This is a genomic window from Streptomyces sp. NPDC058469 (assembly GCF_042721125.1).
Lineage (GTDB): Bacteria > Actinomycetota > Actinomycetes > Streptomycetales > Streptomycetaceae > Streptomyces.
In genome coordinates this window covers 1-24,461 of sequence record NZ_JBHXME010000164.1, presented here as the reverse complement: position 1 = coordinate 24,461, position 24,461 = coordinate 1, and the positions used below count along the sequence as shown (strand labels likewise).

Below are 24,461 nucleotides of genomic sequence, written 5' to 3'. Positions count from 1 at the left end.
AGGCCGTCACCCTGGGCGCCAAGTTCGTCTCCAACTCCTACGGCGGCTCCGAGTCACCAGGGCTTCTGGCTCGCGAAGAACCGCTCGAAGAAGTCCACCTTGGCCGCGTCCGCGAGGGCGAGCGAGCCGAACCGGTCGCCGAGTTCCATCGTGGTCGCGAAGCGGCGGCTGGCCGCGGGCCAGCGGGTGAGGCCGTGACCGTTGGGGTCGCCGTGGGTCACGAAGTTCACCACGTAGTCGGACAGGGTGTCGGCCACCGTGCGGTCCGCGTCGGTCCAGGGCAGGTTCGTGGCGTAGAGGTTGTCGAAAACGTAGTTGATCTCCGAACCGTGGTAGGCGCCGCGGAAGTTGGCGCCGGTCGCCGTCGGCGGGACGTGCTCCCAGTAGTACGTGAAGACCGGGCTCTTCGCCGTCTTCGCCCACTCCGCCGCCCACAGGTCGGCGGAGACGCGCGAGCCCTCGCGGGCGGAGGCGTTGCGGGCCTGGCCCGCCTCCGTGTCGGTGGTGGCGGGGTAGAGCTTCAGGAACTCGTCGGCGAGAGTGCCGTACTCCTTCTCGGCGGTGCTCTCGTAGTCCGCGAGCTTCACGGTCGGGCTCGGGGAGGCGCCGTTCTCGTCCTTGTTGCCGCCGGCCAGCACGGGTACGTCGTTCAAGTGGCCGCCGGCCAGGGCCTGTTCGTACGTCCACGGCTTGACCCAGCCGTCGAGGACCGGGCGGAACTCCGGCGGGTTGCCGTTCACCGGTCCGCTGACCGTGGTGTCGTTCGCGTTCTGACCCGCCATCAACTTGGTGCCGTCCAGGGCGCGGAGCGCGGTCAGCGAGGTGGCGCCGAGCGTTTCGGCGTACGCGGTGCCCTGGCCCTCGGCCGTTTCCAGCGTGCGATACGACGCTGCCAGCCCGGCGATCTCGGGGTCACCGGTGGCGCGGGCGCCGGCGCTCTCCGAGATCGCGCCCTGGAACAGGCCCTTGGCGAGCGGGGAGTAGATGAGGTGCATGACCGAGGCGCCGCCCGCCGACTGGCCGGCGATCGTCACGCCGTTCGGGTCGCCGCCGAACGCGGAGATGTTGCGCCGTACCCAGCGCAGGGCCGAAATCTGGTCAAGGAGACCGTAGTTGCCGGATGCCTCGTGGCCGGACTCCGCGCTGAGTTCGGGGGTGGAGAGGAAACCGAACACGCCGGTGCGGTAGTTGAGGGTCACCACGACCAGGCCCTTGGCGGCGAGGCCCGCGCCGTCGAAGCCGGGGTCGGAGGCGTAGCCGCCGGTGAACCGGCCGCCGTAGATCCAGACCAGGACCGGGCGCTTCTCGCGTGAACTCGTGGCTCCGGTCCAGACGTTGAGGTTGAGGCAGTCCTCGCTCATCGTGACCGAGGCCGAACCCATCATCTGCTGCGGGCAGATGTCCCCGAAGGTGTCCGCGACGCGCACGCCCGTCCAGGACGTCGCCCGCTGCGGCGGGCGCCAGCGGTTGTCGCCCGCCGTGGTCGCCGCGTACGGCAGCCCCTTGAACACGGTGACGCCGGAGACCAGGGAAGCCACGCCGGACACCTGGCCGGTATCGATCCGGAGCGGCCCGGTGAGCGGGGTGCCGGAGGTCCTGCGGTCCGCCGCGTCGGCGCCGGTCCCGGTACCGACGAGTGCGGCCGTCGCGGCGACGGTCAGCGACCCGTTGAGGAAGGTCCGACGGTTCATGGCGTTCGAAAGCATGGGGGGCTCCCTGGCCTAGGTATCTGCGAACGTAAATTCCGCCGACCGGGAACGCCAACAATATTGTCAACTTCAGAGCGGATCCACAGCATGCTCCCGTAGCGGCCCCACGGACAGCCCGCGCATCGCGCAGGTGTCGAGGATCCTCGGTACGGCGCCGAGGGTGGCGCGCCAGGAGCCCGGTGCCGAGGTGCAGTCGGAGTCGTGCAGCAGGACGGTGCCGCCACCGCGCAGGTCCTCGGTGACCGTCCGGTGGACCGACTCCGGTGTGGCGCGCGCCCTCCAGTCCTCGCCCCAGGCCGTCCACAGCACCGGCGTGAGGTCCAGGCGGCGGGCGGCGAGGTGGACGGCGGTCGACATCACGCCGTAGGGCGGGCGGAAGAGCCGTGGTGTGCGCCCGGTGAGGTCGCCGACCGTGTCGCGGGCGCGGGCCAGGTCGTCGTGGGTGGCGCGGGGGCCGCGCAGCAGCAGCGGGCGGTGGAGCCAGCCGTGGACGGCGATCTCGTGGCCGGCGGCGGCGATCTCGCGGACCAGACCGGGGGCGCGTACCGCCTGGCTGCCGAGGAGGAAGAACGTGGCGTGCACCCGGCGTTCGTCGAGCAGGCGCAGGAACAGCGGGGTGGACAGCGGGTCCGGACCGTCGTCGAAGGTCAGCGCCACGTGGTCCGCCCGGCCACGGCCGGAGAGGCGGGGCATGACGCGGTTGCGGAGCGGGCCGTAGGTGGAGAGGACGGGGGCGGCGTACGCGGCGGCGAGGACCGGGAGTGCGGGGAGCGCGACGCGGGCGGTCGCGCGGAGGAGGCGGACGGCGGTCATGAGGGACGGCCCTTCGTGCGACCCCCGACGGACGCGGGAGCGAGGATACGCGGTGCTGCGCAGGCGGCCGTAAGAAGAAGGCGTACGACGGTCACGCGTGGCGCCCCTTCACGCAGCACGTGACGAACGCGGTGCGCGTGCCGGCGAGGATGTACGGCGCGGCACAGGCGGTCGTAGGGAGAGGGCCTACGGCGGTCATGCGTGGCGCTCCTTCGCGTAACCCCCGTGGGACACGTGATCCGCGTGGTGTGCGTGGTCCAGGTCGTCGAGGTCGAGGCCGTGTCCTATGGCGTGCATCAGGCTCGGGCCGCCGTCGGTCGTGGCGACCGCCGTGCCGACCGCGCCCGCCCAGACCGCGCAGGCGAGGGCGGTGGTGGTCGCGAGCCGCAGGGCGGCCGGACGGGCGACCCGCCGAGCGGTGGGCGGCAAGGTGGGTGAGGTGGCGGGGGCGACACCTGCCCGGGAGATTCGGGCGGTCTCAGCGGCCGGGCCCCGGTCCGAGCCCGGGGGCTCGCCCACGAACAGGGCCAGACCCGCCTCCCGCTGCAACAGCCCTCGCGGACCGTCGATCAACTCGGCCAGTACGTGCTTGAGTTGGGCCGGATCGCGGATCCACGCGGCGACGCCCGCCTTGTCCAGGGCGGCCGCGTTGGTCAGTCCGTGGCCGGGTATGCAGCCATAGCTGGCGACGGGCAGGCCCGCGGCGAAGGCCTCCAGGGAGGTCAGGCCGCCGGCGTTCTGGACCAGGGCGTCGGCGGCGTGCATCAGGCTGGGCATGTCGTCGACCCAGCCATAGACGTGCTCGATGCCGTCCGCGCGGAGCTGGTCGGCCAGTTCCTCGTTGCGGCCGCAGACCACGACCGGTACGGCAGCGCCGCAGTCGCGCAGCTCCCGCGCGACCTGACGGACCGGGCCCACGCCCCAGGAACCCGCGACCAGCAGGGCCAGCGGGGCGTTCGCGGGCAGGCCGAAGCGGGCGCGGGCCGCGCCGCGCGCCGTGGCGTCCACGGGGTGGAAGCGCGGGTCGGCGACCGGGCCGCACACGCGGACGTCGTGTGCACCGGCGGCGCGGGCCTGGGCGGCGGGCACGGCGTGCAGCGCGAGGTGGACGTCGACGCCGTCGGCCACCCACAGCGGGTGGACCGAGAAGTCGGTGAGGTAGGTGAGGACGGGGACGGTCAGCCGGCCGTCGAGCCGGAGGGAGCCCAGGACCCGGCTCGCGCCCGGGTAGGTCGACACGACGGCGCCGGCGTCGGCGGGCAGGGCGCGCAACAGCCGTTCCTCGGCGGAGCGCAGCAGCGCCCTCGCGACGGGACCCCCGCCTCCGGCGCGCTCGGTGCTGCTGTAGATCCGCTGGTAGGCCCACGGCGCCCGGACGAGCATCCGGTGATAGCCGTCCCGCACCAGCCGGCCGAGCCGGGCGGGCAGCACGTCCAGCAGGTCGAACCGGTCGACCGTGAGACCGGCCGCCACGAGCCGCCGCTCCAACTCGGCTGCGGCGCCGTCGTGACCGGCTCCGACGCTCGCCGAGACGATCACGACACGCTCGGCCGATGTCGGTCGGCGGGGCGGGGTCGTCTGCCGGGGGCGCAGCGTGGCGGCCGCGAGGGCACGCAGATGCACCGTACTTCCGAGGTGGGGCATGGGCTTTTTCCTCCGCAGGTGGAGTGGAGCGGCGAAACTCTACAACATGTAGTAGGTAAGCTCGTACAACACGTAGTAGATCGCGTCCGCAAAGCCCTCGGCCGCCCCCTTGACCGCCTCCTTGGTCGATCTCTTCTACCACCCGGCCGATCACTTCGAGCCCGTGGGGCACTTCCTACAGGCGGTAGTAGGCCGGCGGGTAGGCTTTGACGTCGAGCGGTGAAAGGCGGTGGCGTGAACAGTGCACGACCGGAAGAACGACCAGCCCGGCGCGACGTCCGGCAGGCGGGCGCGCGGTGAGCTGGAGAACGGGGTTCTCGCCACCCTCTACGGAGCCGACGAACCGCAGACCGCGCGCCAGGTCAGGGATCGGCTGCCCGGAGACCTCGCGTACACGACCGTGCTGACGATCCTGTCGCGCCTGCACGACAAGGGGATGCTCGTCCGGCACCGCGCGGGCCGCGGGTACGCGTACACGCCGGCCCGGGACGAGGCGACCCACACCGCGGAGCGGATGCGCTCGCTGCTGGAGCACGGCACCGACCGCGAGGCCGTACTCACCCGCTTCGTCTCCGAACTCTCCGTGCAGGACGAGCAGTTGCTGCAACGACTGCTCTCCGGGCACTACGGGCCGCACCCCACCGGCCGCGCCGACGAAGGACCGTGAGCCGGTGCTGATCAGCGTGTACGTCCCCCTCCTGATCACCATGGTCGTCGCGGTGTTCGCACCCCGCGCCGCGCCCCGACTGGCGCCGCGCCCGGCCGCCTGGTCGCTGGCCTCCGCCGCGCTGGTGGCGTCGCTCGGCTGGCTGGGTTCACTGGCGCTGCTGGCGTTCGCCGGGCTGGTACAGATCCCCGAGGTCGCCGAGGAGGGCCAGTGGTCGCTCGCGGCCGTACGTGCCTCCGACCCGGTCTACCTCACGGTCGCCGGGGCCGCCGCACTCGCCCTCCTCGCGTCCGTCACGGGTCTGATCGTCGCCGGAACACGTCAGCTACGGCATCTGCGCTGGGCCCGCCGCGAGTGCCGACTGCTGCCCGGTGACACGGAGTTGGCCGTCCTGGACATCGAGTCGCCGGAGGCGTTCGCGCTGCCGGGGGCGCCCGGGCGGATCGTGGTGTCACGCGGGATGCTGCGCTGCCTCGGCGACCGCGAACGCGAGGCACTTCTCGCCCACGAGCGGGCGCACCTGCGCGGCCGCCATCATCTCTTCCAGACCCTCTGGCGGCTCTCCGCCGCCGTGAATCCGCTGCTACGACCGCTGTCCAAGGCGGGCGGCTTCGTCCTGGAGCGCTGGGCCGATGAGGAGGCCGCGGTGCGCGTCGGCGATCGTACGGTCGTCGCGCATGCCGTGGGCCGGGCCGCGCTCGCCACCTCGGCGAACCGTTCTCGCCCGGCGTTGGCCGCGACCGGCGGGGCGGTGCCGCAGCGGGTGCGGGCGCTGCTCGCCCCTCCTCCCCCGCGCCGGGCCCTGCCGTTCGTCGCGGGCGTCGCGCTGCTCGTCGTGTGCTGCGCGAGCCTGGCCGACGCCGCGACCGACAGCAAGCAGATGATCGAGACCGCGCAGCACGCGGCGTGCGTGGCGACTCAGACGGCGGCCACGTCTGCGCCGCCGCACGGGCCGTGCTGCGAGCACGGAGAACTGGACGGGCTTGCCCAAGACCGCTGACCAGCAGGTCGACACCGGGGCAGCGCCGCATCGCCTGCCTACCCACGCGCCGCGGCAGAGACAGGGAGAGGGACAGGGATCGGCGGGCTGGCCCCACAACCCCTGGCCGCCGGGCGATTACCCACTCTTCGCAGGCACCCCCATCCCCCGAGACCCGCCCCTCCGGACTGCGCCGGGAACGCGGCCCCCCAGACAGGCCCCGACGTCGCTCACCCACCCCCGTGCGTACGCGGCAGCCCGCGCTGGACGGCCACCTCGACGCCACCCGCCCCCACGCCCCGGCCCGCCACCCCTGAACAGCGCCGATCACAGAATCCACCCGAAATACGCCCGTGTTATCGTCGCCCTACCCATCGCCAGGAATCCTGTTGATCGACTCCCGGTGATCGGACTGGAACCCCCCTTCGCGCTCACTCCATGAATGGAGCGGCATGTCTGTTCTGGCCCGGCCGGCGGTGGCCGCCTTCGCCGCCAAGTCTCTGCAGCGTCTTGCCGTGATGGCCGATCGGCGCCCGAGCGGGCGTGGTTCCGCCGCCTCCTCGCATCAGCGGTTTCCTGAATTTCCGCGCCGGACACGGGAGTTGACGATCCCGACCAGCATCGCCCCGGCACGCGCCACGGTGTATCTGCCCGCCGGTGAGGGGCCGCCTCCGCCGGTGCACGTGAACTTCCACGGCGGCGGTTACGTCGTACCGCTGACCGAACTGGACGACCCCCTGTGCCGTTTCCTCGCGGCGGAGGCCGGCGTCGTAGTGGTCAACGTTGACTACGTCGTCGCGCCGCAGCACCCGTTCCCCGCGCCGCCCCGGCAGGCCTTCGAGGTGGTCCGGTGGATCGCGGAGCACGGTGCCGAGGAGGGCTGGGACGGCGACCGGCTCACCGTGGGCGGGCAGAGTGCCGGCGGCGGACTCGCGGCGGCGGCGGCCCGGCAGGCGCTGGAGGAGGGCGGTCCCTCGATCGCGCTCCAGGTGCTGCACTATCCGCCGCTGGACCTGGCGACCAGCGCGAAGGACAAGCACTCCGCCATCGCCAAGCCCGTGTTGCGGCCCTGGATGGCCGAGGTCTTCGACACGTCGTACGTCCCGGATCCGAAGGTGCGTGCCGACCGGCTGGTGTCGCCCGCCCATCCGTCGGACACCGCGGACCTGAAGGGCATCGCCCCGGCCCTGGTCATCACGGCGGAGTACGACCTGCTCAAGGCGGAGGGCATCGCCTACGCCGACCGGCTACGGACGGCGGGCGCCCTGGCCGGACACATCGATGTCGCCGGAGCCGACCACGGCTACGACGGCAAGGACGACGAACGGGCCCTGCACACCTATGCCCTGATCGCCCGTCAGGTACGGGAAGCAGTGAGTACCGCCTGAACTCCCCTCCCGGACAACGCACTTCGCCGACCATCCCCCTCGGACGGTCGGCGAAGTGCCGCTGGGTCACGCCGACGGCACCGGCTCCGGCGGCGTGAGGCCGAACTTCCCTGCCGCTTCGGTCAGTTCGCGCCAGACCTTGGGCGCGACGGGGATGCCCTTCGCACCGCGCCCCTCGGCGACCGCCGCGCTGCGCTCGCCGGGGTAGAAGACTCCCTCCGCGTCGTCCGCCGGCGGCAGCTGCTTGAGGGTGGCCAGCGTTTCGTCGACCGCCGCGGTGAAGGCGGCCGGGTCACCGAAGGCCGCCGGATCCAGGGCGATGAGCAGGGCGTTCTGGCGGTGCTTGCGGCCTTGGGGGTCGTCCGAGTGGAACGCGGCGAAGATCGGCGCACCGACCAGCACGCTGGTGAGCAACTCGAAGGCCAGGGACATCCCGGAGCCCTTGGCACCGCCCAACGGCAGGGGCATGACGGCCTGTTCGGGGTCGGTGGTCGGGGTGCCGTCCGCGGTGGCCGCCGCACCCTCGGGCAGCGGGGTGCCGCTCGCCTTCGCCTGGCGGATCTTGCCCAGGGCGATGGTCGCGGTGGCCATGTCGAGCAGCAGCGGAGCGTGGGACTCGGCCGGTACGGCGATGGCGAGCGGGCTGGTCGCCACGGCCGCGCCCTTGACGCCGGTGTAGGCCATGTTGGGCATCCCGGCGACATAGCCGATGCCGACGAGACCCTGCTCGGCGATCTTCGACACGTAGTAGCCGATGGCACCGGTGTGCACGGTGCGGCGGACCCCGACGGCGGCGACTCCGCTGATCCTGGCCCGGGTGACCGCCTCGTCGGCGGCGGCACTGAGGGCCACCGGGCCGGGTGCGCGGTCGGCGTCCAGGACGGCGGCGGCCGGGGCGGTGGACTCGATCGTGATGTCGGCGTCGACGTTGGCCACGCCCTTGGCCAGCAGCTCCAGGTAGGCGGGGACGCGGGCGATGCCGTGCGAGTCGACGCCGCGCAACGCGGCCCACACGAACACGTCGGCGGTGGTGCGCGCCTGCTCGGCGTTGAGGCCGCCCTTCTCAAGGAGGGCGGCGGAGAAGTCGCGCAGGTCGTCGGCGGCGACAAGGACCTTGCCCGGCTTGGGCGTTGCGGTGTCGGACATGGTGGCGGGTGCCTTCCTGGTTCAGCGGGTGACGAGGACGTCGACGACGGCGGTGGTGCCCTCCGCCACGGCCTTGAGCGCACGCTCCAGCGCGGGGGCGAGGGCCGGACCCGGCCGAAGGCCACCGGGGTGCCGTCCACGGCGAGTTGGCCGGTGTCGGGGCGACGGCGGCCGGAGAGCAGGTCGAAGAGGCGTGACTGCGCGTCCCCGGCCGGTCCGAGCACGGCGACGATCTCGCCCTTGCGCACCTCGACGGTGAAGTCCCGCACGGCCCGTCCGTCGGTGAGGCCGCTCACCGTGAGCCCGATCTCGTCCTTGGGGGCGGGCCGCCCGGTCCGCTGCGACACGACGTCCCGGCCGACCATGCTGCGGACCAGACCGGCGGCGTCGAACTCGGCGGCCGGCGCGCTGCGTACGACCGCTCCGTCCCGCAGCACCGTGATGCGGTCGGCGACGGCCAGCACCTCGTCGATGTAGTGCGAGATGTAGACGACGGCCACGCCCTCTTCGCGCAGGGTGCGCACCAACGCCCTTATCTGGTGCGCCGCTTCGGCGCTCAGGCAGGCGGTGGGCTCGTCGAGGACGAGGATGCGGCCGCCGCGGCGGACCTCGCGGGCCACCTCGACCATGGTCTGCTCGGCGACGGTGAGCGAACCCGCGGTCCGTGTCACGTCGATGTCGATGCCGAGGCCCTCCAGCGCCTTCCTGGCCTCGGAGTCGACCGCCTTCCAGCGCACGGCACCGGCGCGGGTCGGCAGGTCGCCCAGCATCACGTTCTCGGCGACGGTGAGCCCCATTACCAGTTCTCGGCGCTGGGGCACCGACGCGATGCCGAGCCGGCGGGCCTTGCGGACCGTGATGCCGTGCTGCGCCTGGCCGTTGACCTCGACCGTCCCGGCGTCGGCCTGGTGGACGCCCGAAAGGACCTGCACCAGCGTCGACTTGCCGGCCCCGTTCATGCCCATCAGCGCGTGCACCTCGCCCGGGTACAGGTCGAGGTCCACGCCCTTCAGCGCGGCCGCGCCACCGAAGCTCTTGGTGACCCCCCGGACGCGAAGTACCGCGTCTCCCCCGGGGTTGTCACGGGCGTGGCTCGGCGCCGTCGGAGCCGTCCGGGGCGACCCGGCCGTAGCCGCGAATGTCCGGGAACGGGGGTTCCTTGTCGGCCTGGAGGTCCACCTGGAAGGTGTTCAGGCACATGCCGAGCATGGTGAAGTTGCCGAGCGCGCCGATGGTGTCGACCAGGCCCTTGGAGCCGAAGTGCTCCAGTGCGGCGGCGAAGGTCTCGTCGGTGACGAAGTGCTCGTCGAGGATCTCGCGGCAGAACCGGTAGAAGGCCTGGTCCGCCTCGTTGTCGAAGACGGCCTCGGCCTTCTCGGCGATCGCCTTGACGGCGGCCTCCGGGATGCCTGCCTCGATGGCCTGGTGCACATGGGCGTTCCAGGAGTACTGCGCGTCCCAGTTGCGGGCGGCCATCAGCAGCGTGAGTTCGCTCAGGTGCCTGGGGAGGCTGGAGTCGAAGCGGGCGAACGCGCCGAGGGATTCGGCCCGTTCGCACATCTCCGGGCTGTGCAGCCAGACCCGGAAAGGCCCGCGGACGGCGCCGCGCCGGCCGGCGATACGGGCGGCCAGTTCCTGCTGGCGCGGGTCCATTTCCTCTTCGGTGAGAACGGGGAGCCTCATGGGGCCGATACCTGCCTTTTCTTTCCGGCGCGTTACGTGCACGGTTCGTGAATCCGTGCGATGCGTGCCGACGGTACAGGCGGGTTCGGGAAGCTCACCCCTCTGGAAAAGCGAGGTAAAGCTGCACGCCAGAGGGCAGCCATTCACGCGCGCGAGGCCTAACGTCGTTCGACGCAGAAGCATGTAAGTGGAAAGGAACTCCGGATGACCACGATCATCAAGGTCGCGTCCGTGCCCGTGCTCGACCGGGGCGGTGCCGTCGCGTCGACACCCCTCGTCACGACGCCGTCGGCAGGCGGGGAGAACCTGATCACCAGTGGGATGAGCGTGTATCCGGTCGGCTCCGGGGCGCCGTTGCACTCGCACAACTGCGACGAGCACGTGACGATCCTGGAGGGCCGGGCCGAGGTGGTGGTCGACGGCGAGGTGACGAAGCTGGAGCAGTACGACACCACGTACGTCCCCTCGCCGATACCCCACCTGTTCCGGAACATCGGCGACACCCCGCTGCGCATCCTGTGGGTGTACTCGTCGGGGTACGTCACGCGGACGTTCACCGAGACCGGCAGGACGGTGGAACACCTGTCCGCGGAGGACCAGATGGGCAAGGACTGACCCTCGGAACACCGGCGCCCGCACCCCTCGGTGCGGGCGCTTTCCCATGTCTCGGGCGCTCTCCCATGGCACGGCAGACCGACGCCGGCCCCCGCATCCCCTGCGGTGGCCGGCGTCCGGTCCTGCCCCTGTCACCCGGGCCGGGTGGTGCGGTCAGTGGCTGGCGACCAGCTCCTGCTCCGTGCTGGTCCGCGCGGCCTGCTTCGAGCTGCGGAAGGCCGCGATGCCGATGAAGACCATGGACGACAGACCGGCGACGGCGAAGGACGTGAAGCCCCAGTCGCCGTTGCCCGAGGCGAGCAGCTGGCCGCCGAGCCACGGGCCGAAGACGGCGCCGAAGCGGCCCATGCCGGAGGTCCAGCCGACCGCGGTGGCACGGTTGTCCGGGGTGGAGCGGATCGAGACCGTCGCGTAGATCATCGTCTGGGCGCTGTTGAGGAAGACGCCGGTGAGGAAGACGACCAGCATCGTCACCGCCTGCCCCATGTGGACACCGAGCAGGAAGACACCGACGGCGGTGAGCGCGAACCAGATCGCCGAGATGCGCGGGGCGCCGAAGCGGTCGGCGGCGCGACCGGCGACGAGCATGCCCACGATGCCGCCGAGGTTGAACACGACGACGAACGTCAGGGCGTTGGCCAGTTCGTAGCCCTCGGCACGCATCAGGGTGGGCAGCCAGGTGGCGACGCCGTAGACGAGGAGCAGGCCGCCGAAGGAGGCGCACCAGTACAGCAGGGTCTGGAGCCACTCGCCGCCGCGGAAGAGGGCGAGGAGGGCGTCCCAGCGGTCGGCCGCCGTCTTCTTGCCTGCCGCGGCGGGCAGTTCGACCTCGAAGCGCTCGGCGAGGGCGTGGGCCTCGTCGGTGCGGCCCTTGGCGACGAGGAAGCTCAGCGACTCGGGCAGGAACTTCAGCAGCACCGGGACGAAGACCAGCGGGAGGACGCAGACCCAGAAGGCGGCGCGCCAGCCGACCGGGTCCACCAGCCACTTGGCCACGTAGGCGGAGAGGATGCCGCCGGCGTGGTGGGCGGTCATCAGCATGCCGATGGTGATGGCGGTACGGCCGCGCGGGGCGTAGTCGGAGACCATGCTGATCGCGGTGGGCAGCAGCCCGCCGAGGCCGACGCCGGCGAGGGTGCGGCCGAGGCCGAAGACCTCGACGCTGCCCGAGAGCGCGCAGATGCCGGAGGCGAGCGAGAAGAGCGTCACGCAGCCGATCATCAGCTGCTTGCGGCCGATCCGGTCCGCGACCGTGCCCGCGGTGAGGGCGCCCACCAGCATGCCGAAGGTGGCGTAGCTGCCGAGGTCGCCGGCCTGGTCCGGGGTGAGACCGAAGGTCTTCGTCTCCAGCAGGTGCGGCAGCACCGAGCCGTAGATGAACATGTCGAGGCCGTCGAAGAGCACGGCCAGCCAGCACAGACCGATGACCAGCAGGGCCAGTCTGCTGCCACGGGCGGACAGGGTCGGGGAGGAGGACATCGTTGTTTCCTCTCGTCCAGGGAGCGGCCCCTGGAGGGGATCAGTGATGGGGTGCGCTAGACGCTAAGAGCCCACTTCTGGAGTGTCAACGCTTTTGTTAACAATCTCAGCAACAATCCAGGCACATAGGGGGTGTACAGCACACGTAAGTGCGCCGTACACCCCCTGAGCAGCCTGTCCCAGTCCGTTTCAGGCGACAGGCGGAGTGCCGTGGGTGTGAAAGGACTCGATGGTCTTCAGGCCCCAGGCCTGCCCCTTCTTCCGCTCCTCCTCGGTCCAGGTGATCAGCGGCCAGTCGGGCGCCAGGACGAGTCGGGTGAGCGGGTTGCACAGCTCGATGCGGTTGCCGCCGGGCTCGTAGACGTAGAGGAAGAACGTCTGCTGGATGGCGTGTTTGTGCGGGCCCGTCTCGATGAACACACCGGTGTCGATGGCGAGATCGGCCGCGCGCAGGATGTCCTCGCGGGTGTCGGTCGCGAAGGCGATGTGGTGCAGCCGGCCGGTCGAACCGGTCCAGTCCTCGGTGTAGACGACGTCGTACGACTTGTTCGTGTACGTCAGCCAACGCGCCGCGATCCGGCCGCTGCCCAGCCGGATCTGTTCCGTCGGCCGGGCGCCCAGCACCTGTTGCTGAAACTCGGCGCTGGCAAGCACGTCGGCCGCGAGGAAGTTGATGTGGTCCAGACGCCGTACGCCCACACCTCGGTTGGGCTTGGCCTGCGGCTGGTTCTTCAGCGCCGGCTTCAGCTCGTCGGGGGCCTGGTAGTACTCGCTCTCCCAGTACAGGGCGTGCTCGTGGCCGTCCGGGTCGGTGGTGACGTACAGCTTGCCGAGGCCGGGTTCGTCCTCGACCCACCTGCCGGTGCCGCCCGCCTCCTCGACCGCCTCGATACGGCGCTGGAGTGCCTCCTCGCTGGAGGTGCGCAGGGCGAGCCGGCCGAGGCCGGGCTGCTCGCGGGCGGTGAGGACCAGGCTGTGGTGCTCGTAGTCGTCGAAGGTCCGCAGGTAGACGGTGTCGCCGTCCTGCCCGTTGACGGTCAGCCCGAGGTAGTCGGTGAAGAAGGCGACACTGGCGTCCAGGTCCGGGGTGAAGAGCTGGGCGTGGCCGATATGCGCGATGTCACCGAGCGGCGGAGCCATCGTTGCCTCCAAGGGGTCGTGCGGGTACGGGAGTTGGGGCGGCGGGCCGGGGAAAGACCGTGCCGTCGAAGATCTTTCGTGCGGTGCGCACGACCGCCGTTCTGCGGACCACGGGAGCGGATCCTGCGGATCCGGCGTCCACGCTAGTTTCGATGTCTAGGAATCCGCCGGGATGCTCGATGCGAATTCGGTCACTTTGTACGGCCATGTCGGCGATGCCCTCCCCCACTCCGCCGGGGACGAGGAGCCCCGCCGCCACGCTCGCGGCGCCCAGGACACCGATGGAGGTGTGGCAGCGCACCGGGATGAAGGTGCGGGTCGTCACCGCGCCGCCGTTCGTGGGCGGTGCCAGCAGGCTGAGCTTGGGGATCGTGGTGTGTTCGACGTCACCGAGGCCCATCAGCTTTCCGGCCGCCAGCCGGATCTCCCGGAGGCGGTCGGCGAGAACGGCGTTCTCCTCCAGGTGTACGGGCGTCTCGTACCCCGTGACATCCAGTGCGGCGGCCGGGATCAGCACGACCGGCATGCCGTTGTCGACGCACGTCACCTCGGTGCCGGCGATCACGTCCCGGACACGGCCCGTGGGCAGCAACGGGCTGCCGCCCTGCGGGAATTCGATCACCACGGGCGCCGCGGCGCCCGGCACGCCGGATATCTCCGCGGTGCCGGTGTAGTCGACGCGCCCGCCCGGGGTGGGGAAGCCGGCGATCGCGAGTTCCCCGGTGTTGAGCATGCGGATGCGGACGGACGTCTCGCCGTCACCGGGGGCCACGAGACCCCGCTCCACGGCGAACGGGCCTATTCCGGCGAGGATGTTGCCGCAGTTCTGCCGGTCGGTGACCTCGGGGCGGTCGACGGCGACCTGGAGGAACAGGTAGTCGACGTCGGCCTCCGGGTCTTTCGAGGCGGAGACCACGGCCACCTTGCTGGTCAGCGGGTGGGCGCCCCCCAGGCCGTCGATCTGGCGCGGGTCGGGGCTGCCCATGACGCGCAGCAGCAGGTCGTCGCGTTCGGCGGTGTCCGTGGGGAGGTCCTCGGCCAGGAAGTAGGCGCCCTTGGAGGTGCCGCCGCGCATCAGCATGCAGCGCACCTCCGCGGGCCCGGTCACGACCCGGCTCCGGTGTACTCCTCGTACGTCCGGTACTCGACGCCGAGTTGCTTGAGGGTGTCGCGCAACCCGTAGCGGTCCAGGCCGAGTTGGCCCTCCAGGAAGGCGGCGCGGGTGGCGGCCTCCTTGGCCTCGCGGGCCTCCGACCTCTCGGCGGTCTCGCGGGCCTTCTCGCGCGGGACGACGACCACGCCGTCGTCGTCGGCGACGATCACGTCACCGGGGCGGACGACCTGGCCGTCGATGGCGACCGGCACGTTGACCGATCCGCCGGTGGCCTTGACGGTGCCCTGGGAGGAGACAGCGCGGGACCAGGCGGCGAAGCCCATGTCGCGCAGTTCCTGGGTGTCGCGGATGCCGGTGTTGAGGACGACGCCGCGCACCCCGCGCTTCTGGAGCGCGGTGGCGAAGAGTTCGCCGAACAGGCCGTCCGTGCACGGGGAGGTGGTGGTGACGACCAGGATGTCGCCCTCGCCGCACTGCTCGACGGCCGCGTGGATCATGAGGTTGTCGCCGGGCCAGCTCAGCACGGTGACCGCGGTGCCGGCGACCCGAACTCCCTGCTGGACGGGGCGGATTGACGGTCCGAGCAGACCGGTGCGGCCCATGGCCTCGCTGACGGTGGCCACGCCGAAGGCGGCCAGCGCCTCGACGCCCTTGGCGTCCGCCTTCGGGGGGTTGGTGACGATCACGCCGCCCATGGTTATGCCAGCTCCTTCGCGATCTGCGGGTACGGGCGCATGTACGCCTCGGCCATCGTCTTGTGGGCCAGGCCCAGGTTGGGGCCGGCGTTGCGCTTGAGCTGGACGCCTCGGCGTACGGCCAGGTCGGTGTAGTAGTCCCACAGGTGCTGCTGGGCGCCGAGGCACTCCATCGCCTTGCGCTTGGTGTCCCAGACCTCGGTGATGTCGAGGAGGACCTCGGGCTTGAAGCCGCTCATCTCGGGCTGGTGGGGCTCGAAGTAGAAGACCGGCGGGGCGCCGATGATCTCGCCCTCGCCGGGGTATCCGATGGCCTGCGCGAGGACGCGGGCCTCCAGCGCCATCCGGTTGGCGGCCGGGTGGTCGCCGTTGTACGGGTCCTCGGTGGGGTGAGTGAGCACGACGTCGGGCTGCGTGGCGCGGTAGACCTCGACGAGCCGGTCGGTCAACTCGGCGGTGGCGACCAGGGGATAGTCGCCCGCGTCGAAGAAGCGGACCTCGGCGCCGAGGGTGGCCGCGGCACGCTCGGCCTCGTCCCGGCGTATCGCCTTGATCTCCTCCAGCTTCTTGCCCTCGCGCCACGCCTTCGCGGACTCGCCGCGCTCGCCGAAGGTCAGACAGGCGATGGTGACCTTCTCGCCGCGGGCGGCGGCCAGGGCGATGGCCCCGCCCGCCCGCCAGACGAAGTCCCCGGCGTGCGCCGTGACGACGAGTGTCGATCGTGGGGTGGCGGGCGCGTTGCCGTGCGTCATGACTCGAATCTCCTTGGTGGACAGGTGTGCGCCCGCCCCAGGTGCGCCGATCGGCCGCGCGTCAGTCGCGCAACGCCTCGATCACACTGGCGAGATGGGCGCGGACGGCCGCCTCGGCCGCCTGCGGGTCCCTGGCCGTGATCGTCTCGATCATCGCCAGATGCTCACTCAGGGACTGCTGCGGACGCCCCGGCCGCAGCGCCAACTGGAAGCGGTGACGCACCAGTTGGGCGTTGAGCCGCTCCAGCAGGGTCACGGCCGTCTGCTGGCCGGAGAACTCCCTTACCCTGTCGTGCAGTTCGTGGTTGAGCTCGGAGTACGTGACCGGTTCACCGTCGGCCACGGCCTTGGTCATGGCCCGGCCCAGGTGCGCCAGTTCGGTCAGCTGCTCGTCGCTGGCCGCGACGGCCGCCTTGGCCGCGCACAGTCCTTCCAGGACCATGCGGCACTCCGTGATGGCGACCGCTTCCTCCACGGTCACCACCCGCACCCGGGAACCCCGGTTGCGGATCCGCTCGACCAGTCCTTCGGCCGCCAGATCGATCAGCGCCGCGCGGATACTGGCCCGCGTCACATCGAACTGCTCGGCGAGTTCGTTCTCCACCAACCGCTGTGCCGGTGCCATGTCGCCCTGCAGGATCGCCTGCCGCAGCTGCGTAAGCGCATGCTGCTTGGCCTGCTCCCCTGTGCTCGGACGGGCTTCTTTCGGCATGGTTGCCCTCCCTGAGTGAGTGCCTGTCGAACCTAAATCTAGCCAAACAAGATTGTCAACAATTTTGTCCGCCGTATTGCAGGCAGGCTTCCCCCATACTTACCGCAGACACGCCACCGCCCGCCCATGGACCGGTCATGGACGGGCAGTGGACAGCTTATTTCTACGGCTTTCTCATGCTTCCTACGGCTTGTGACGGGTACGGCTCATCGACTTGCCGTCCTTCGTCCCGCACCACTCCTGGTAGCCGGAGCTGAAGGAGCCCGCCCACTTGTAGTGGTCGTCGGGCAGCTTGTCGGATGTGTAGGCCCGATAGTTCGCCGCGTCCTTCTTGTCACCCGAACCGTCGTAGGCGACCAGCTGCGGATACGGGTGGACGGGCCGCGTGTACTCGACGGTGGGCGCGCTGCCGCTCGCGCTCGCGGAGGCCTTGGTGTCTTTGGTGTCACCGCCGCCGAGCTGCCCGCCGGCCGGTCCCCCGGGCTGGCTGCCGCCGCTCGTCCTGGACGCGATGACGGCGCCGGGTGTCCTGCCGGTCTCACGCCAGGAGATCAACTGACTGAGCAGGTTGAAGCTGTCGGGCCCGTCACCGCCGCCGCAGTGGTTGACGCCGGGGAACAGATACAGGCGGTGGAAGTCGTCGACCTCGTCCTGCGGGTGACGTCGGTCAGGCCTCGCGGTAGAGCGCGGTGAGCAGTTCCAGCACGGGCTGGGTGGCGGGGTGCGGGTCGTCCTTCCACCAGGCGAGCCGTACGGCGATCGGCTCGCCGTCGCGCACCGGGCGGTAGACGACTCCGGGCCTCGGGTACTGGTTGGCGGTCGACTCCGCGGTGATGCCGACGCTGCGGCCGGTGGCGATCACGGTGAGCCAGTCGTCCACGTCGTGGATCTCCTCGGTGGCCGGGCGGGAGTCGGGCGGCCACAGGTCGGCGGTCGTGGTGCCGGTACGGCGGTCGACGAGGAGGGTGCGCCCGGCGAGGTCGGCCAGCCGGACCGAGCGGCGCCGGGCCAGCGGGTCGTCGGAGGCCATGGCGCACAGCCGTCGCTCCAGCCCGACGATGGCCGACTCGAACCGCCGGTCGTCGAGCGGTCTGCGGACTACGGCCAGGTCGCAGGCGCCTTCCCCGAGGCCTGAGGTGGCCGAGTTGGCGCGGACCAGGTGGAGGTCGGTCTCCGGGTGTGCCCGGCTCCAGCGGCGTTGGAAGGGGAGCGTGTGCCGGCCGAGCGCCGACCAGGCGTAGCCGATGCGCAGATGGGCGTGGCCCGAGGTGGCGTCCCGGACCAGCTCGTCGACCTCGGCGAGCACCCGCCGGGCGTGTGCGACCACCCGCAGCCCGGTGCCGGTCGGGGTCACCGCCCGCGAGGTGCGCCTCAACAGCCGTACACCCAGGGCGCGTTCGAGCGAGGCAAGCGTGCGGGAGACGGCCGCCTGGGAGACGCCGAGCGTGGCGGCGGCGTCCGTGAAGGTGCCCTCGTCGACGATCGCGACGAGGCACCGCAACTGCCTCAGCTCCATATCCATGACGCAAGCGTATAGATCGTCGGTCTGTTGCATTTTGCGCAAGTGCCGATCAGGCGCACGATCGGACCATGCCGGAAGCCCCCGCACGCACCGCTTTCTCAACTCCCCTGCCTGACACGGCACTTGTCACCCCGCAGGCGTCCCGAGTGGGCCCCGTCGGGGTGGCCACCATGGCCGGCAGCGGGCTGTCCAACCAGATCGGCGCGGCGATCGGTTCCCTGGCCTTCCCGGTCATCGGGCCCGTGGGGGTCGTCGCGGTGCGCCAGTACGTCGCCGCCGCCGTCCTGTTCGCCGTGGGCAGGCCCCGGTTGCGGGAGTTCACCTGGCGGCAGTGGTGGCCGGTGCTGCTGCTGGCCGTGGTGTTCGGGACGATGAACCTGTCCCTGTACACGGCGATATCCCGCGTCGGCCTCGGTCTCGCGGTGACGCTGGAGTTCCTGGGTCCGCTGTCCATCGCGCTGGCCGCGACCCGGCGCCGCCTGGACGCCTGTTGTGCGCTGATCGCGGTGGCGGGTGTGGTGACGCTGATGCGGCCGCGTCCCTCGGCCGACTACCTGGGCATGGGCCTCGGGCTGCTGGCCGCCGCGTGCTGGGCGTCGTACATCCTGCTCAACCGGACCGTCGGGCGGCGCATCCCCGGAGCGCAGGGTTCCGCGGCGGCGGCCGGGGTGTCCGCGCTGATGTTCCTGCCGGTCGGGATCGTCGTCGCCGTCCGGCAGCCGCCGACCCTCGCGGCGGCCGCGTGCGCCGTGGCGGCCGGGGTGCTCTCGTCGGCGGTGCCGTATCTCGCCGATGTGTTCACGCTGCGCCGGGTGCCTGCTCCGGCCTTCGGGCTGTTCATGAGCGTCAACCCCGTGCTCGCCGCCGTGGTCGGGTGGACCGGCCTCGGGCAGCGGCTGGGCTGGGCGGAGTGGGCGGGCATCGGTGCCGTCGTGGCCGCGAACGCGGTGAGCATGCTCACCGCACGGGACTGAACGACCGCCACCCGTCCCTCCACCGTCACGTCACTCGGCGAGGATGCCGCCCATGTCGCCGTCCTCCCGCCACTCCCTCAGCAGCGCGTGGAACTCGATGGGTCCGCCACCGTAAGACTCGCTGCGCCCGGACGGCTTGCCCTCGTTGTTGTAGTAACCGGGAGTGCACTCGGCGAGGAACGCGTAGGTGTCCTGCGCCTTCTCACGGATCGTGGCGATCCACGCCGTCTCCGCGTCGGCGGTCGGTTCGACATACCGTGCCTGCCGCTTGCGGGCCTCGGTGACGATCCCGGCGACATGCGTGGCGCGTTCGTCGAGGATGTGGACCATGTTGACGGCGGAGGCGCTCTGCAGCGAGCCGAACTGGAACAGGTTCGGGAAGCCGTGCACGGTCACCCCGTGCAGCGTCCTGGGCCCGTCCGCCCAGCGCTCCGCGAGACTCACCCCGCCCCGGCCCCAAATGTCGATGCCCATGCGCGCGGCGGACCCGACGCTGAGGTCGAACCCGGTGGCGAAGATCAGGCAGTCCACCTCGTGCGCCACTCCGCCCACGACCACGGCGTCCTCGGTGACCTTCTCGACGCCGCCCTGGTCGGCCGTGTCGACGAGCGTGACGTTGGGCCGGTTGAAGGTCTGCAGGTAACTGTCGCTGAACGTGGGCCTCTTGCACATGTACCGGTACCAGGGCTTGAGGGCCTCGGCGGTCGCCGGGTCCTCGACGAGCGCGTCCACCCGGGCCCGCAGCTCGTTCATCTTCCGGAAGTCGGCGACCTCGGCCGTGTCCGCCGAGTCCGCCGCCCCGCCGCTGCCCGACAGAAACGTCCGCAGCAGCGCGGCACTTGTGGTCCAGCCGTCGTCGACCAGGTCCTCGGCCGCGCCGCCACCGGCCACGTGCGCGAAGAAGTTGTCCCTACGGCGCCGCTGCCAGCCGGGAGTGAGCGCCTGGGCCCACCGCGGATCGGTGGGCCGGTTGCCGCGTACGTCCACGGAGGACGGGGTGCGCTGGAACACGTACAACTGCTGTGCGTCGCGCCCGAGATGGGGCACGACCTGGATCGCGGTGGCGCCGGTGCCGACGAGTCCGACACGCTTGTCGGCGAGCCCGGTCAGACCGCCGTCCGCGTCGCCTCCGGTGTAGCCGTAGTCCCAGCGGCTGGTGTGGAAGGTGTGGCCCCGGAAGGTCTCCATCCCCGGGATGCCGGGCAGTTTCGGACGGCTGAGGGTGCCGAGCGCGACGACGACGTACCGGGCCCTGATGCGGTCGCCCCGGTCGGTGGCGACGAGCCACTCCAACTCGACCTCGTCCCAGGTGAGTTCGGTGACCTGGGTCTGGAAGCAGGCGTCCCGGTAGAGGTCGAAGTGGCGCCCGACGGCTCGCGCGTGCTGCCGGATCTCCTCCCCCGGTGCGTACTTCCACCCGGGGACGTGGCCGACCTCCTCCAGCAGCGGCATGTAGATGTACGACTCGATGTCGCAGTGGATGCCGGGGTACCGGTTCCAGTACCAAGTGCCCCCGAAATCACCGCCCTTCTCGATCACCCGGATGTCCTGGACACCGGCCTGGCGCAGCCGCGCGGCGGCGAGCAGACCGCCGAAGCCGCCGCCGACGACCGCTACCTCGACGCGGTCGTCGAGCGGTTCGCGGATGAGGGCGGTGTCGGCGTAGGGGTCGTCCGCGTAGTAGCCGAACTCGCCGGTGGCGCCCCGGTATTGGGCGCTGCCGTCCGGGCGGATACGGCGGTCGCGCTCGGCCCGGTACCTGGCGCGCAGCGTCTCCGGGTCGAAGCCGGGGTCGGTGTGGGGGGTGACGGACATGCTGGTCCTCTCAGTCGTCGAGGGATGCGATGCGGTACGACAGGGCCGGACGCCGGTGTCCGTGGGGCGGCCGGCGTCCGGGGCGGGGCCGTCAGTGCCGCATGTGCCGGCGGACCCAGGCGGCCTGCCCGCCGTCGACGAGCAGGTCGGTGCCGGTGATGAACTGGGCCTGCGGGCCGGTGAGGAAGGCCACCGCGTCGGCGATCTCGCCGGGTGTCCCGGTGCGTCCCGCTCCGCAGTCGTCGATCATCTTGAGCATGTGCCCGCCGTGCGGCGACTCGGCCTCGGCCTTCGACATCGCGGTGGAGATGACTCCTGGGCTGACGGTGTTGATGCGGGCGCCGCGCAGGTTCCAGGCGAGCGCGGCGGCCTCCACGCGCACGTGGTTGGCGCGCTTGGCGACCATGTAGGCACGCAGCGAGTCGTTCCCCACGGCCGTGACGGCGGCCAGGGAGAGCAGTTCCTCCGCCGGTGCGGTCGCGAGGGCTGCCTCGTCCTCGGGGCTGAGCGAGGCGTAGTGGCCGGCCATGCTGGAGACGGCGACCAGCGCGGTGCCGCGTCCCGCCACCGTCTCGAAGGCGTCGATCACATGGACCGTTCCCAGCAGGTCGACCTCCAGGACCGTCCGCGCGGAGGCGATCGAGGCGGAGACCCCGGCCGTGTGCGCCACGGCGACGACCCGGCCCTCGCCTGCCGCGGTCCGGGCGAGCTTGTCGACGGCCGTGCGGTCGGAGATGTCGGTGAGGACGCCGTGTGCCGCGTAGCCCTCGGCGCGCAACGCGGCCACGGTACGGTCGAGTTGGCCGCGTGAGGCGTCGGCGAGGAACAGGGTGCGGCCGCTGCCGATACGGCGCGCGATCGCCGTCCCCATGCCGCCTGCGCCGGTGACCACGACGACGTCGCGGGGTTCCTCAGACGGTCGTTGCGCCATGGACGGCCTCCTGCCAACTCGCTCCGGCCACGATGGCCTGCCGCCACACGCGGATCACCTTGGGCGGCATGCCGACCGCGAGGGCGCCGGTGAGCCGGTCGCCGGTGCGATAGGCGGCCACAAACCGCCGCTCGCCCAAGTCCCCGTCCACCACGGCGACTTCGTCATGGCCGCGCAGATAGCCGTAGGCCTGGATCTTCATGTCGTACTGGTCGGACCAGAAGTAGGGCACGGGTGCGAACGCCTTGCGCGTCTCGGAGTCGAGGAGGTTGCGGGCGGCTGCCATGCCCTGTTCGGCGGCGTTGGTGCGGTGCTCGATCCGCATCGAGGTGCCGAAGAGCGGGTTGTACCAGCGGGCGACGTCGCCGGCCGCGTACACGTTCTTGGCGGCCTCGCAGTACTCGTCGCACACCACGCCGTCGCCCACCGACAGTCCGCTGCCCGCGAGCCACTCGGTGTTCGGCACCGAGCCGATCGCGACGAGCACCTCGTCGGCCTCGATCTCCTCGCCGGTCCCGAGCCGTACGCCCTCGTCGGTCACCTCGGTGACGGAGACGCCGGTACGCAGGTTCACGCCGTGGTCCACGTGCGCCTGCGCCAGCACCTGCCCGACCTGCTCGCCGACGGCGTGCGCCAGGGGCACGGGGGCCGGTTCCAGCAGGGTGACTTCGGCGCCCAGGCGCCAGGCCACGGCGGCGGCCTCCGCGCCGAGGAAACCGGCGCCGACCACGACCAACCGCCGCCCGGGAGCGAGCCGTTCGCGCAGCGTGAGCGCGTCGTCGAGCGTGCGCAGCACGTGCGCGCCCTCGCCCGGCAGCCGCCGCGGGCGCACCCCGGTGGCGATGACGAGCCCGTCGTAGGACACCCGCGCGCCGTCGGAGAGCCACACCTCCTGCGCGGCGAGGTCGAGCGCGGTCGCGGCGACACCGAGGCGCAGGTCGAGATCGAGCCCGCTCAGGTCGGCAGAGGTGCGCAGGGCCACCCGGTCCGGTTCCCACTCGGCGGCGAGGACCTGCTTGGACAGCGGCGGCCGGTCGTAAGGCGCGTGCGCTTCTTCGCCTACGAGGGTGAGTGTGCCGGTGTAGCCCTCGCGGCGGAGTGTCTCGGCCGCCGCGAGTCCGGCGGCCGAGGCTCCGACGACGACGATCCGCGTCACTGCTCCACCAGTCGGATCGCCGCGGCCGGGCAGACCGCCACGGCTTCCCGTACGTCGTCGAGGAGTTCGGCGCCGGGCTGCTCCTCCAGGAGGATCGCCACACCGTCGTCGTCACGCTGGTCGAAGACGTCGGGGGCGGCGACCACGCACTGCCCGGAGGCGACGCATTTCGGTTCGTCGAGTTCGACCTTCATGGCTGTGTCCTCTGCTCTCTGTTCGTTCATGAGGGGTGGTCACCAGGCGACGGGCAGGCAGGCCACGCCGTAGGTCGTGCCGGTGCGGTCGAAGGCCAACTGCTCGATGGGCGCGGCCAGTCGGAGGGTCGGGACGCGGCGGTAGAGGGTGCCGTAGACGACCTGGAGTTCGAGGCGGGCGAGGTTCTGGCCGAGGCACTGGTGGGGGCCGTAGCCGAAGGCCTGGTGCTGGCGGGCCGCCCTGCCGATGTCCAGGCGGTCGGCCTCGGGGAAGGCTTCGGGGTCCCAGTTCGCGGCGTGCAGGTCGAAGATCATGCCTTCGCCGGCGCGGATGGTGACGCCGCCGAGCTCGATGTCCTCCTTGGCGACCCGGCGGACGCCGGTCTGCACGATGGTCAGGTAGCGCAGCAACTCGTCCACGGCGCCGGCGATGACCTTCGGGTCGTCCGTGTCGCGCACCAGGGCGAGTTGGTCGGGGGCCTGGAGCAGGGCGAGCGTGCCGAGGCTGATCATCGTGGCGGTGGTCTCGTGCCCGGCGATGAGCATGGCGACGCCCATGTGGACGGCTTCGGTGCGGGTCATCTCGCCGTTGTTGACGCGCCCGGCCATCTCCGACAGCACGCCCTCGCCCGGGTTCTCCAGCTTCAGCCCGATGAGCTTGTCCAGATAGGCGGCCAGCGCGCCGCTCGCCTCCCGCGCCTCCTGGGGCGACGCGGCGCTGTCGAGCGCGATGCTGCTGTTGCGCTGGAAGAAGTCGTGGTCCTCGTACGGCACTCCGAGCAGTTCGGCGATGACCAGCGAGGGGACGGGCAGGGCGAGTGCGGTGAGCAGGTCGGCCGGGTTGGGGCCGGCCAGCATGTCGTCGATCAGCTCGTCGACGATCTTCTGGATGGGGGCCCTCATGGCCTCGATCCGCTTGACGACGAACGGCGCGTTGACCGTCCGGCGCAGCCGGGTGTGCTCAGGGGCGTCGGTGTTGGTGATCATCCGCGGGGTGTGCGGGGCGATGTCGGCGCGGTGCGCGTTGACGTAGGGGAAGCCAGATTCCAGGTCGTCGTCGCTGACGCGGGGGTCGGTGAGCAGGGCGCGCTGGTCGGCGTGGCGGGTGATCAGCCAGGGCGTGGTGCCGTTCCAGATGCGGACCCTGCTGATCGGTTTCCCGTCGCGCAGCCCCTGTACGGCCGGCGGAGGGGCGAGGGGGCAGCGCGCGTCCCGCTGCATCGGGTACTCGGGGACCGCCGCTGCCGCGTCGGGCTCGGTGCCGGTCAGGGTGTCGGCCATGTCTCTCCTCGGTGGTGGGGGGCTCCGCGTGGGGCGGAGCGCCGGGGTACTG

At 71.4% G+C, this 24,461-nt stretch carries 23 protein-coding genes and 2 pseudogenes; 6 read left to right on the top strand and 19 right to left on the bottom strand.

The features are described from left to right. Window positions 1-53: 53 nt before the first annotated feature. From ACFWP5_RS42955 to ACFWP5_RS42945, 3 genes are all read right to left on the bottom strand, one after another. Window positions 54-1,706 carry a carboxylesterase family protein gene (locus ACFWP5_RS42955; protein ID WP_384169987.1) on the bottom strand — a complete coding sequence of 551 codons (1,653 nt, stop codon included), beginning with the start codon at window positions 1,704-1,706 and terminating at the stop codon, window positions 54-56. Between the two features lie 72 nt (window positions 1,707-1,778). Beyond that, complete coding sequence (locus ACFWP5_RS42950) at window positions 1,779-2,522, bottom strand: polysaccharide deacetylase family protein (protein ID WP_384169985.1); 744 nt, start codon at window positions 2,520-2,522, stop codon at window positions 1,779-1,781. A gap of 195 nt (window positions 2,523-2,717) precedes the next feature. Beyond that, entirely contained in the window at window positions 2,718-4,166 is a 1,449-nt protein-coding gene (locus ACFWP5_RS42945) for a glycosyltransferase (protein WP_384169983.1), read from the bottom strand. A 241-nt stretch (window positions 4,167-4,407) separates the two neighbouring features. Between ACFWP5_RS42945 and ACFWP5_RS42940 the strand changes: the two genes are divergently transcribed. The 3 genes from ACFWP5_RS42940 to ACFWP5_RS42930 all read left to right on the top strand — a co-directional run bounded on the left by ACFWP5_RS42940 (window position 4,408) and on the right by ACFWP5_RS42930 (window position 7,200). Next, complete coding sequence (locus ACFWP5_RS42940; RefSeq protein ID WP_384169981.1) at window positions 4,408-4,833, top strand: BlaI/MecI/CopY family transcriptional regulator; 426 nt, start codon at window positions 4,408-4,410, stop codon at window positions 4,831-4,833. A gap of 4 nt (window positions 4,834-4,837) precedes the next feature. Then, entirely contained in the window at window positions 4,838-5,833 is a 996-nt protein-coding gene (locus ACFWP5_RS42935; RefSeq protein WP_384169979.1) for a M56 family metallopeptidase, read from the top strand. A gap of 431 nt (window positions 5,834-6,264) precedes the next feature. Continuing rightward, on the top strand, window positions 6,265-7,200 hold the full coding sequence (locus ACFWP5_RS42930; protein WP_384169977.1) for an alpha/beta hydrolase fold domain-containing protein: 936 nt from the start codon (window positions 6,265-6,267) through the stop codon (window positions 7,198-7,200). A 66-nt stretch (window positions 7,201-7,266) separates the two neighbouring features. Here the strand turns inward: ACFWP5_RS42930 and ACFWP5_RS42925 are convergent, their stop codons facing one another. Beyond that, on the bottom strand, window positions 7,267-8,346 hold the full coding sequence (locus ACFWP5_RS42925) for an Ldh family oxidoreductase (protein ID WP_384169975.1): 1,080 nt from the start codon (window positions 8,344-8,346) through the stop codon (window positions 7,267-7,269). Window positions 8,347-8,586: 240 nt separating this feature from the next. Here ACFWP5_RS42925 and ACFWP5_RS42920 point away from each other — a divergent pair, with 240 nt between their 5' ends. Next, window positions 8,587-8,823 (top strand): hypothetical protein, encoded by a 237-nt coding sequence (locus tag ACFWP5_RS42920; RefSeq protein ID WP_384169973.1) that lies wholly within the window; start codon window positions 8,587-8,589, stop codon window positions 8,821-8,823. Window positions 8,824-8,921: 98 nt separating this feature from the next. On the opposite strand, the pseudogene ACFWP5_RS42915 reads toward ACFWP5_RS42920, so the two are convergent. Further along, window positions 8,922-9,350: pseudogene (locus tag ACFWP5_RS42915) on the bottom strand (ATP-binding cassette domain-containing protein); the annotation flags it as partial. 76 nt (window positions 9,351-9,426) lie between these two features. Beyond that, on the bottom strand, window positions 9,427-9,999 hold the full coding sequence (locus tag ACFWP5_RS42910; protein ID WP_384169990.1) for a carboxymuconolactone decarboxylase family protein: 573 nt from the start codon (window positions 9,997-9,999) through the stop codon (window positions 9,427-9,429). 234 nt (window positions 10,000-10,233) lie between these two features. Here ACFWP5_RS42910 and ACFWP5_RS42905 point away from each other — a divergent pair, with 234 nt between their 5' ends. Beyond that, entirely contained in the window at window positions 10,234-10,644 is a 411-nt protein-coding gene (locus ACFWP5_RS42905) for a cupin domain-containing protein (RefSeq protein WP_384169971.1), read from the top strand. Between the two features lie 153 nt (window positions 10,645-10,797). Here the strand turns inward: ACFWP5_RS42905 and ACFWP5_RS42900 are convergent, their stop codons facing one another. From ACFWP5_RS42900 to ACFWP5_RS42865, 8 genes and pseudogenes are all read right to left on the bottom strand, one after another. Further along, window positions 10,798-12,123 carry an MFS transporter gene (locus tag ACFWP5_RS42900; RefSeq protein WP_384169969.1) on the bottom strand — a complete coding sequence of 442 codons (1,326 nt, stop codon included), beginning with the start codon at window positions 12,121-12,123 and terminating at the stop codon, window positions 10,798-10,800. Between the two features lie 189 nt (window positions 12,124-12,312). Beyond that, entirely contained in the window at window positions 12,313-13,263 is a 951-nt protein-coding gene (locus ACFWP5_RS42895; protein WP_384169967.1) for a catechol 2,3-dioxygenase, read from the bottom strand. Further along, on the bottom strand, window positions 13,244-14,371 hold the full coding sequence (locus ACFWP5_RS42890; RefSeq protein WP_384169965.1) for a 4-oxalomesaconate tautomerase: 1,128 nt from the start codon (window positions 14,369-14,371) through the stop codon (window positions 13,244-13,246). Before ACFWP5_RS42890 ends, ACFWP5_RS42895 begins: the two co-directional genes overlap by 20 nt. Beyond that, window positions 14,368-15,072, bottom strand: a complete 705-nt coding sequence (locus tag ACFWP5_RS42885) for a 4-carboxy-4-hydroxy-2-oxoadipate aldolase/oxaloacetate decarboxylase (RefSeq protein ID WP_384169963.1) — start codon at window positions 15,070-15,072, stop codon at window positions 14,368-14,370. Before ACFWP5_RS42885 ends, ACFWP5_RS42890 begins: the two co-directional genes overlap by 4 nt. 2 nt (window positions 15,073-15,074) lie before the next feature. Next, window positions 15,075-15,824, bottom strand: coding sequence for a PIG-L deacetylase family protein (locus ACFWP5_RS42880; protein ID WP_384169961.1), 750 nt, complete (start codon window positions 15,822-15,824; stop codon window positions 15,075-15,077). A 61-nt stretch (window positions 15,825-15,885) separates the two neighbouring features. Beyond that, window positions 15,886-16,536 carry a GntR family transcriptional regulator gene (locus tag ACFWP5_RS42875; RefSeq protein ID WP_384169959.1) on the bottom strand — a complete coding sequence of 217 codons (651 nt, stop codon included), beginning with the start codon at window positions 16,534-16,536 and terminating at the stop codon, window positions 15,886-15,888. A 183-nt stretch (window positions 16,537-16,719) separates the two neighbouring features. Continuing rightward, a pseudogene (locus ACFWP5_RS42870) lies at window positions 16,720-17,175 on the bottom strand (tannase/feruloyl esterase family alpha/beta hydrolase); the annotation flags it as partial. 28 nt (window positions 17,176-17,203) lie between these two features. Beyond that, window positions 17,204-18,058 carry a LysR family transcriptional regulator gene (locus ACFWP5_RS42865; RefSeq protein WP_384169957.1) on the bottom strand — a complete coding sequence of 285 codons (855 nt, stop codon included), beginning with the start codon at window positions 18,056-18,058 and terminating at the stop codon, window positions 17,204-17,206. Window positions 18,059-18,126: 68 nt separating this feature from the next. Between ACFWP5_RS42865 and ACFWP5_RS42860 the strand changes: the two genes are divergently transcribed. Next, the gene (locus ACFWP5_RS42860) at window positions 18,127-19,032 is read left to right on the top strand and encodes a DMT family transporter (protein ID WP_384169955.1); all 906 of its coding nucleotides are present in this window, start codon (window positions 18,127-18,129) and stop codon (window positions 19,030-19,032) included. 30 nt (window positions 19,033-19,062) lie between these two features. Here ACFWP5_RS42860 and ACFWP5_RS42855 read toward each other — a convergent pair whose 3' ends face one another. The 5 genes from ACFWP5_RS42855 to ACFWP5_RS42835 all read right to left on the bottom strand — a co-directional run bounded on the left by ACFWP5_RS42855 (window position 19,063) and on the right by ACFWP5_RS42835 (window position 24,409). Then, window positions 19,063-20,847: a flavin-containing monooxygenase gene (locus ACFWP5_RS42855; protein ID WP_384169953.1), complete on the bottom strand. Its 1,785-nt coding sequence runs from the start codon at window positions 20,845-20,847 to the stop codon at window positions 19,063-19,065. Window positions 20,848-20,938: 91 nt separating this feature from the next. Next, window positions 20,939-21,778 (bottom strand): SDR family oxidoreductase, encoded by an 840-nt coding sequence (locus ACFWP5_RS42850; RefSeq protein ID WP_384169951.1) that lies wholly within the window; start codon window positions 21,776-21,778, stop codon window positions 20,939-20,941. Further along, the gene (locus ACFWP5_RS42845; RefSeq protein ID WP_384169949.1) at window positions 21,759-22,934 is read right to left on the bottom strand and encodes an NAD(P)/FAD-dependent oxidoreductase; all 1,176 of its coding nucleotides are present in this window, start codon (window positions 22,932-22,934) and stop codon (window positions 21,759-21,761) included. The genes ACFWP5_RS42850 and ACFWP5_RS42845 overlap by 20 nt, the downstream gene beginning before the upstream one ends. Then, on the bottom strand, window positions 22,931-23,128 hold the full coding sequence (locus tag ACFWP5_RS42840; RefSeq protein WP_033282886.1) for a ferredoxin: 198 nt from the start codon (window positions 23,126-23,128) through the stop codon (window positions 22,931-22,933). The genes ACFWP5_RS42845 and ACFWP5_RS42840 overlap by 4 nt, the downstream gene beginning before the upstream one ends. Window positions 23,129-23,167: 39 nt before the next feature. Beyond that, window positions 23,168-24,409, bottom strand: coding sequence for a cytochrome P450 (locus ACFWP5_RS42835; protein WP_384169947.1), 1,242 nt, complete (start codon window positions 24,407-24,409; stop codon window positions 23,168-23,170). Between the last annotated feature and the right edge of the window lie 52 nt (window positions 24,410-24,461).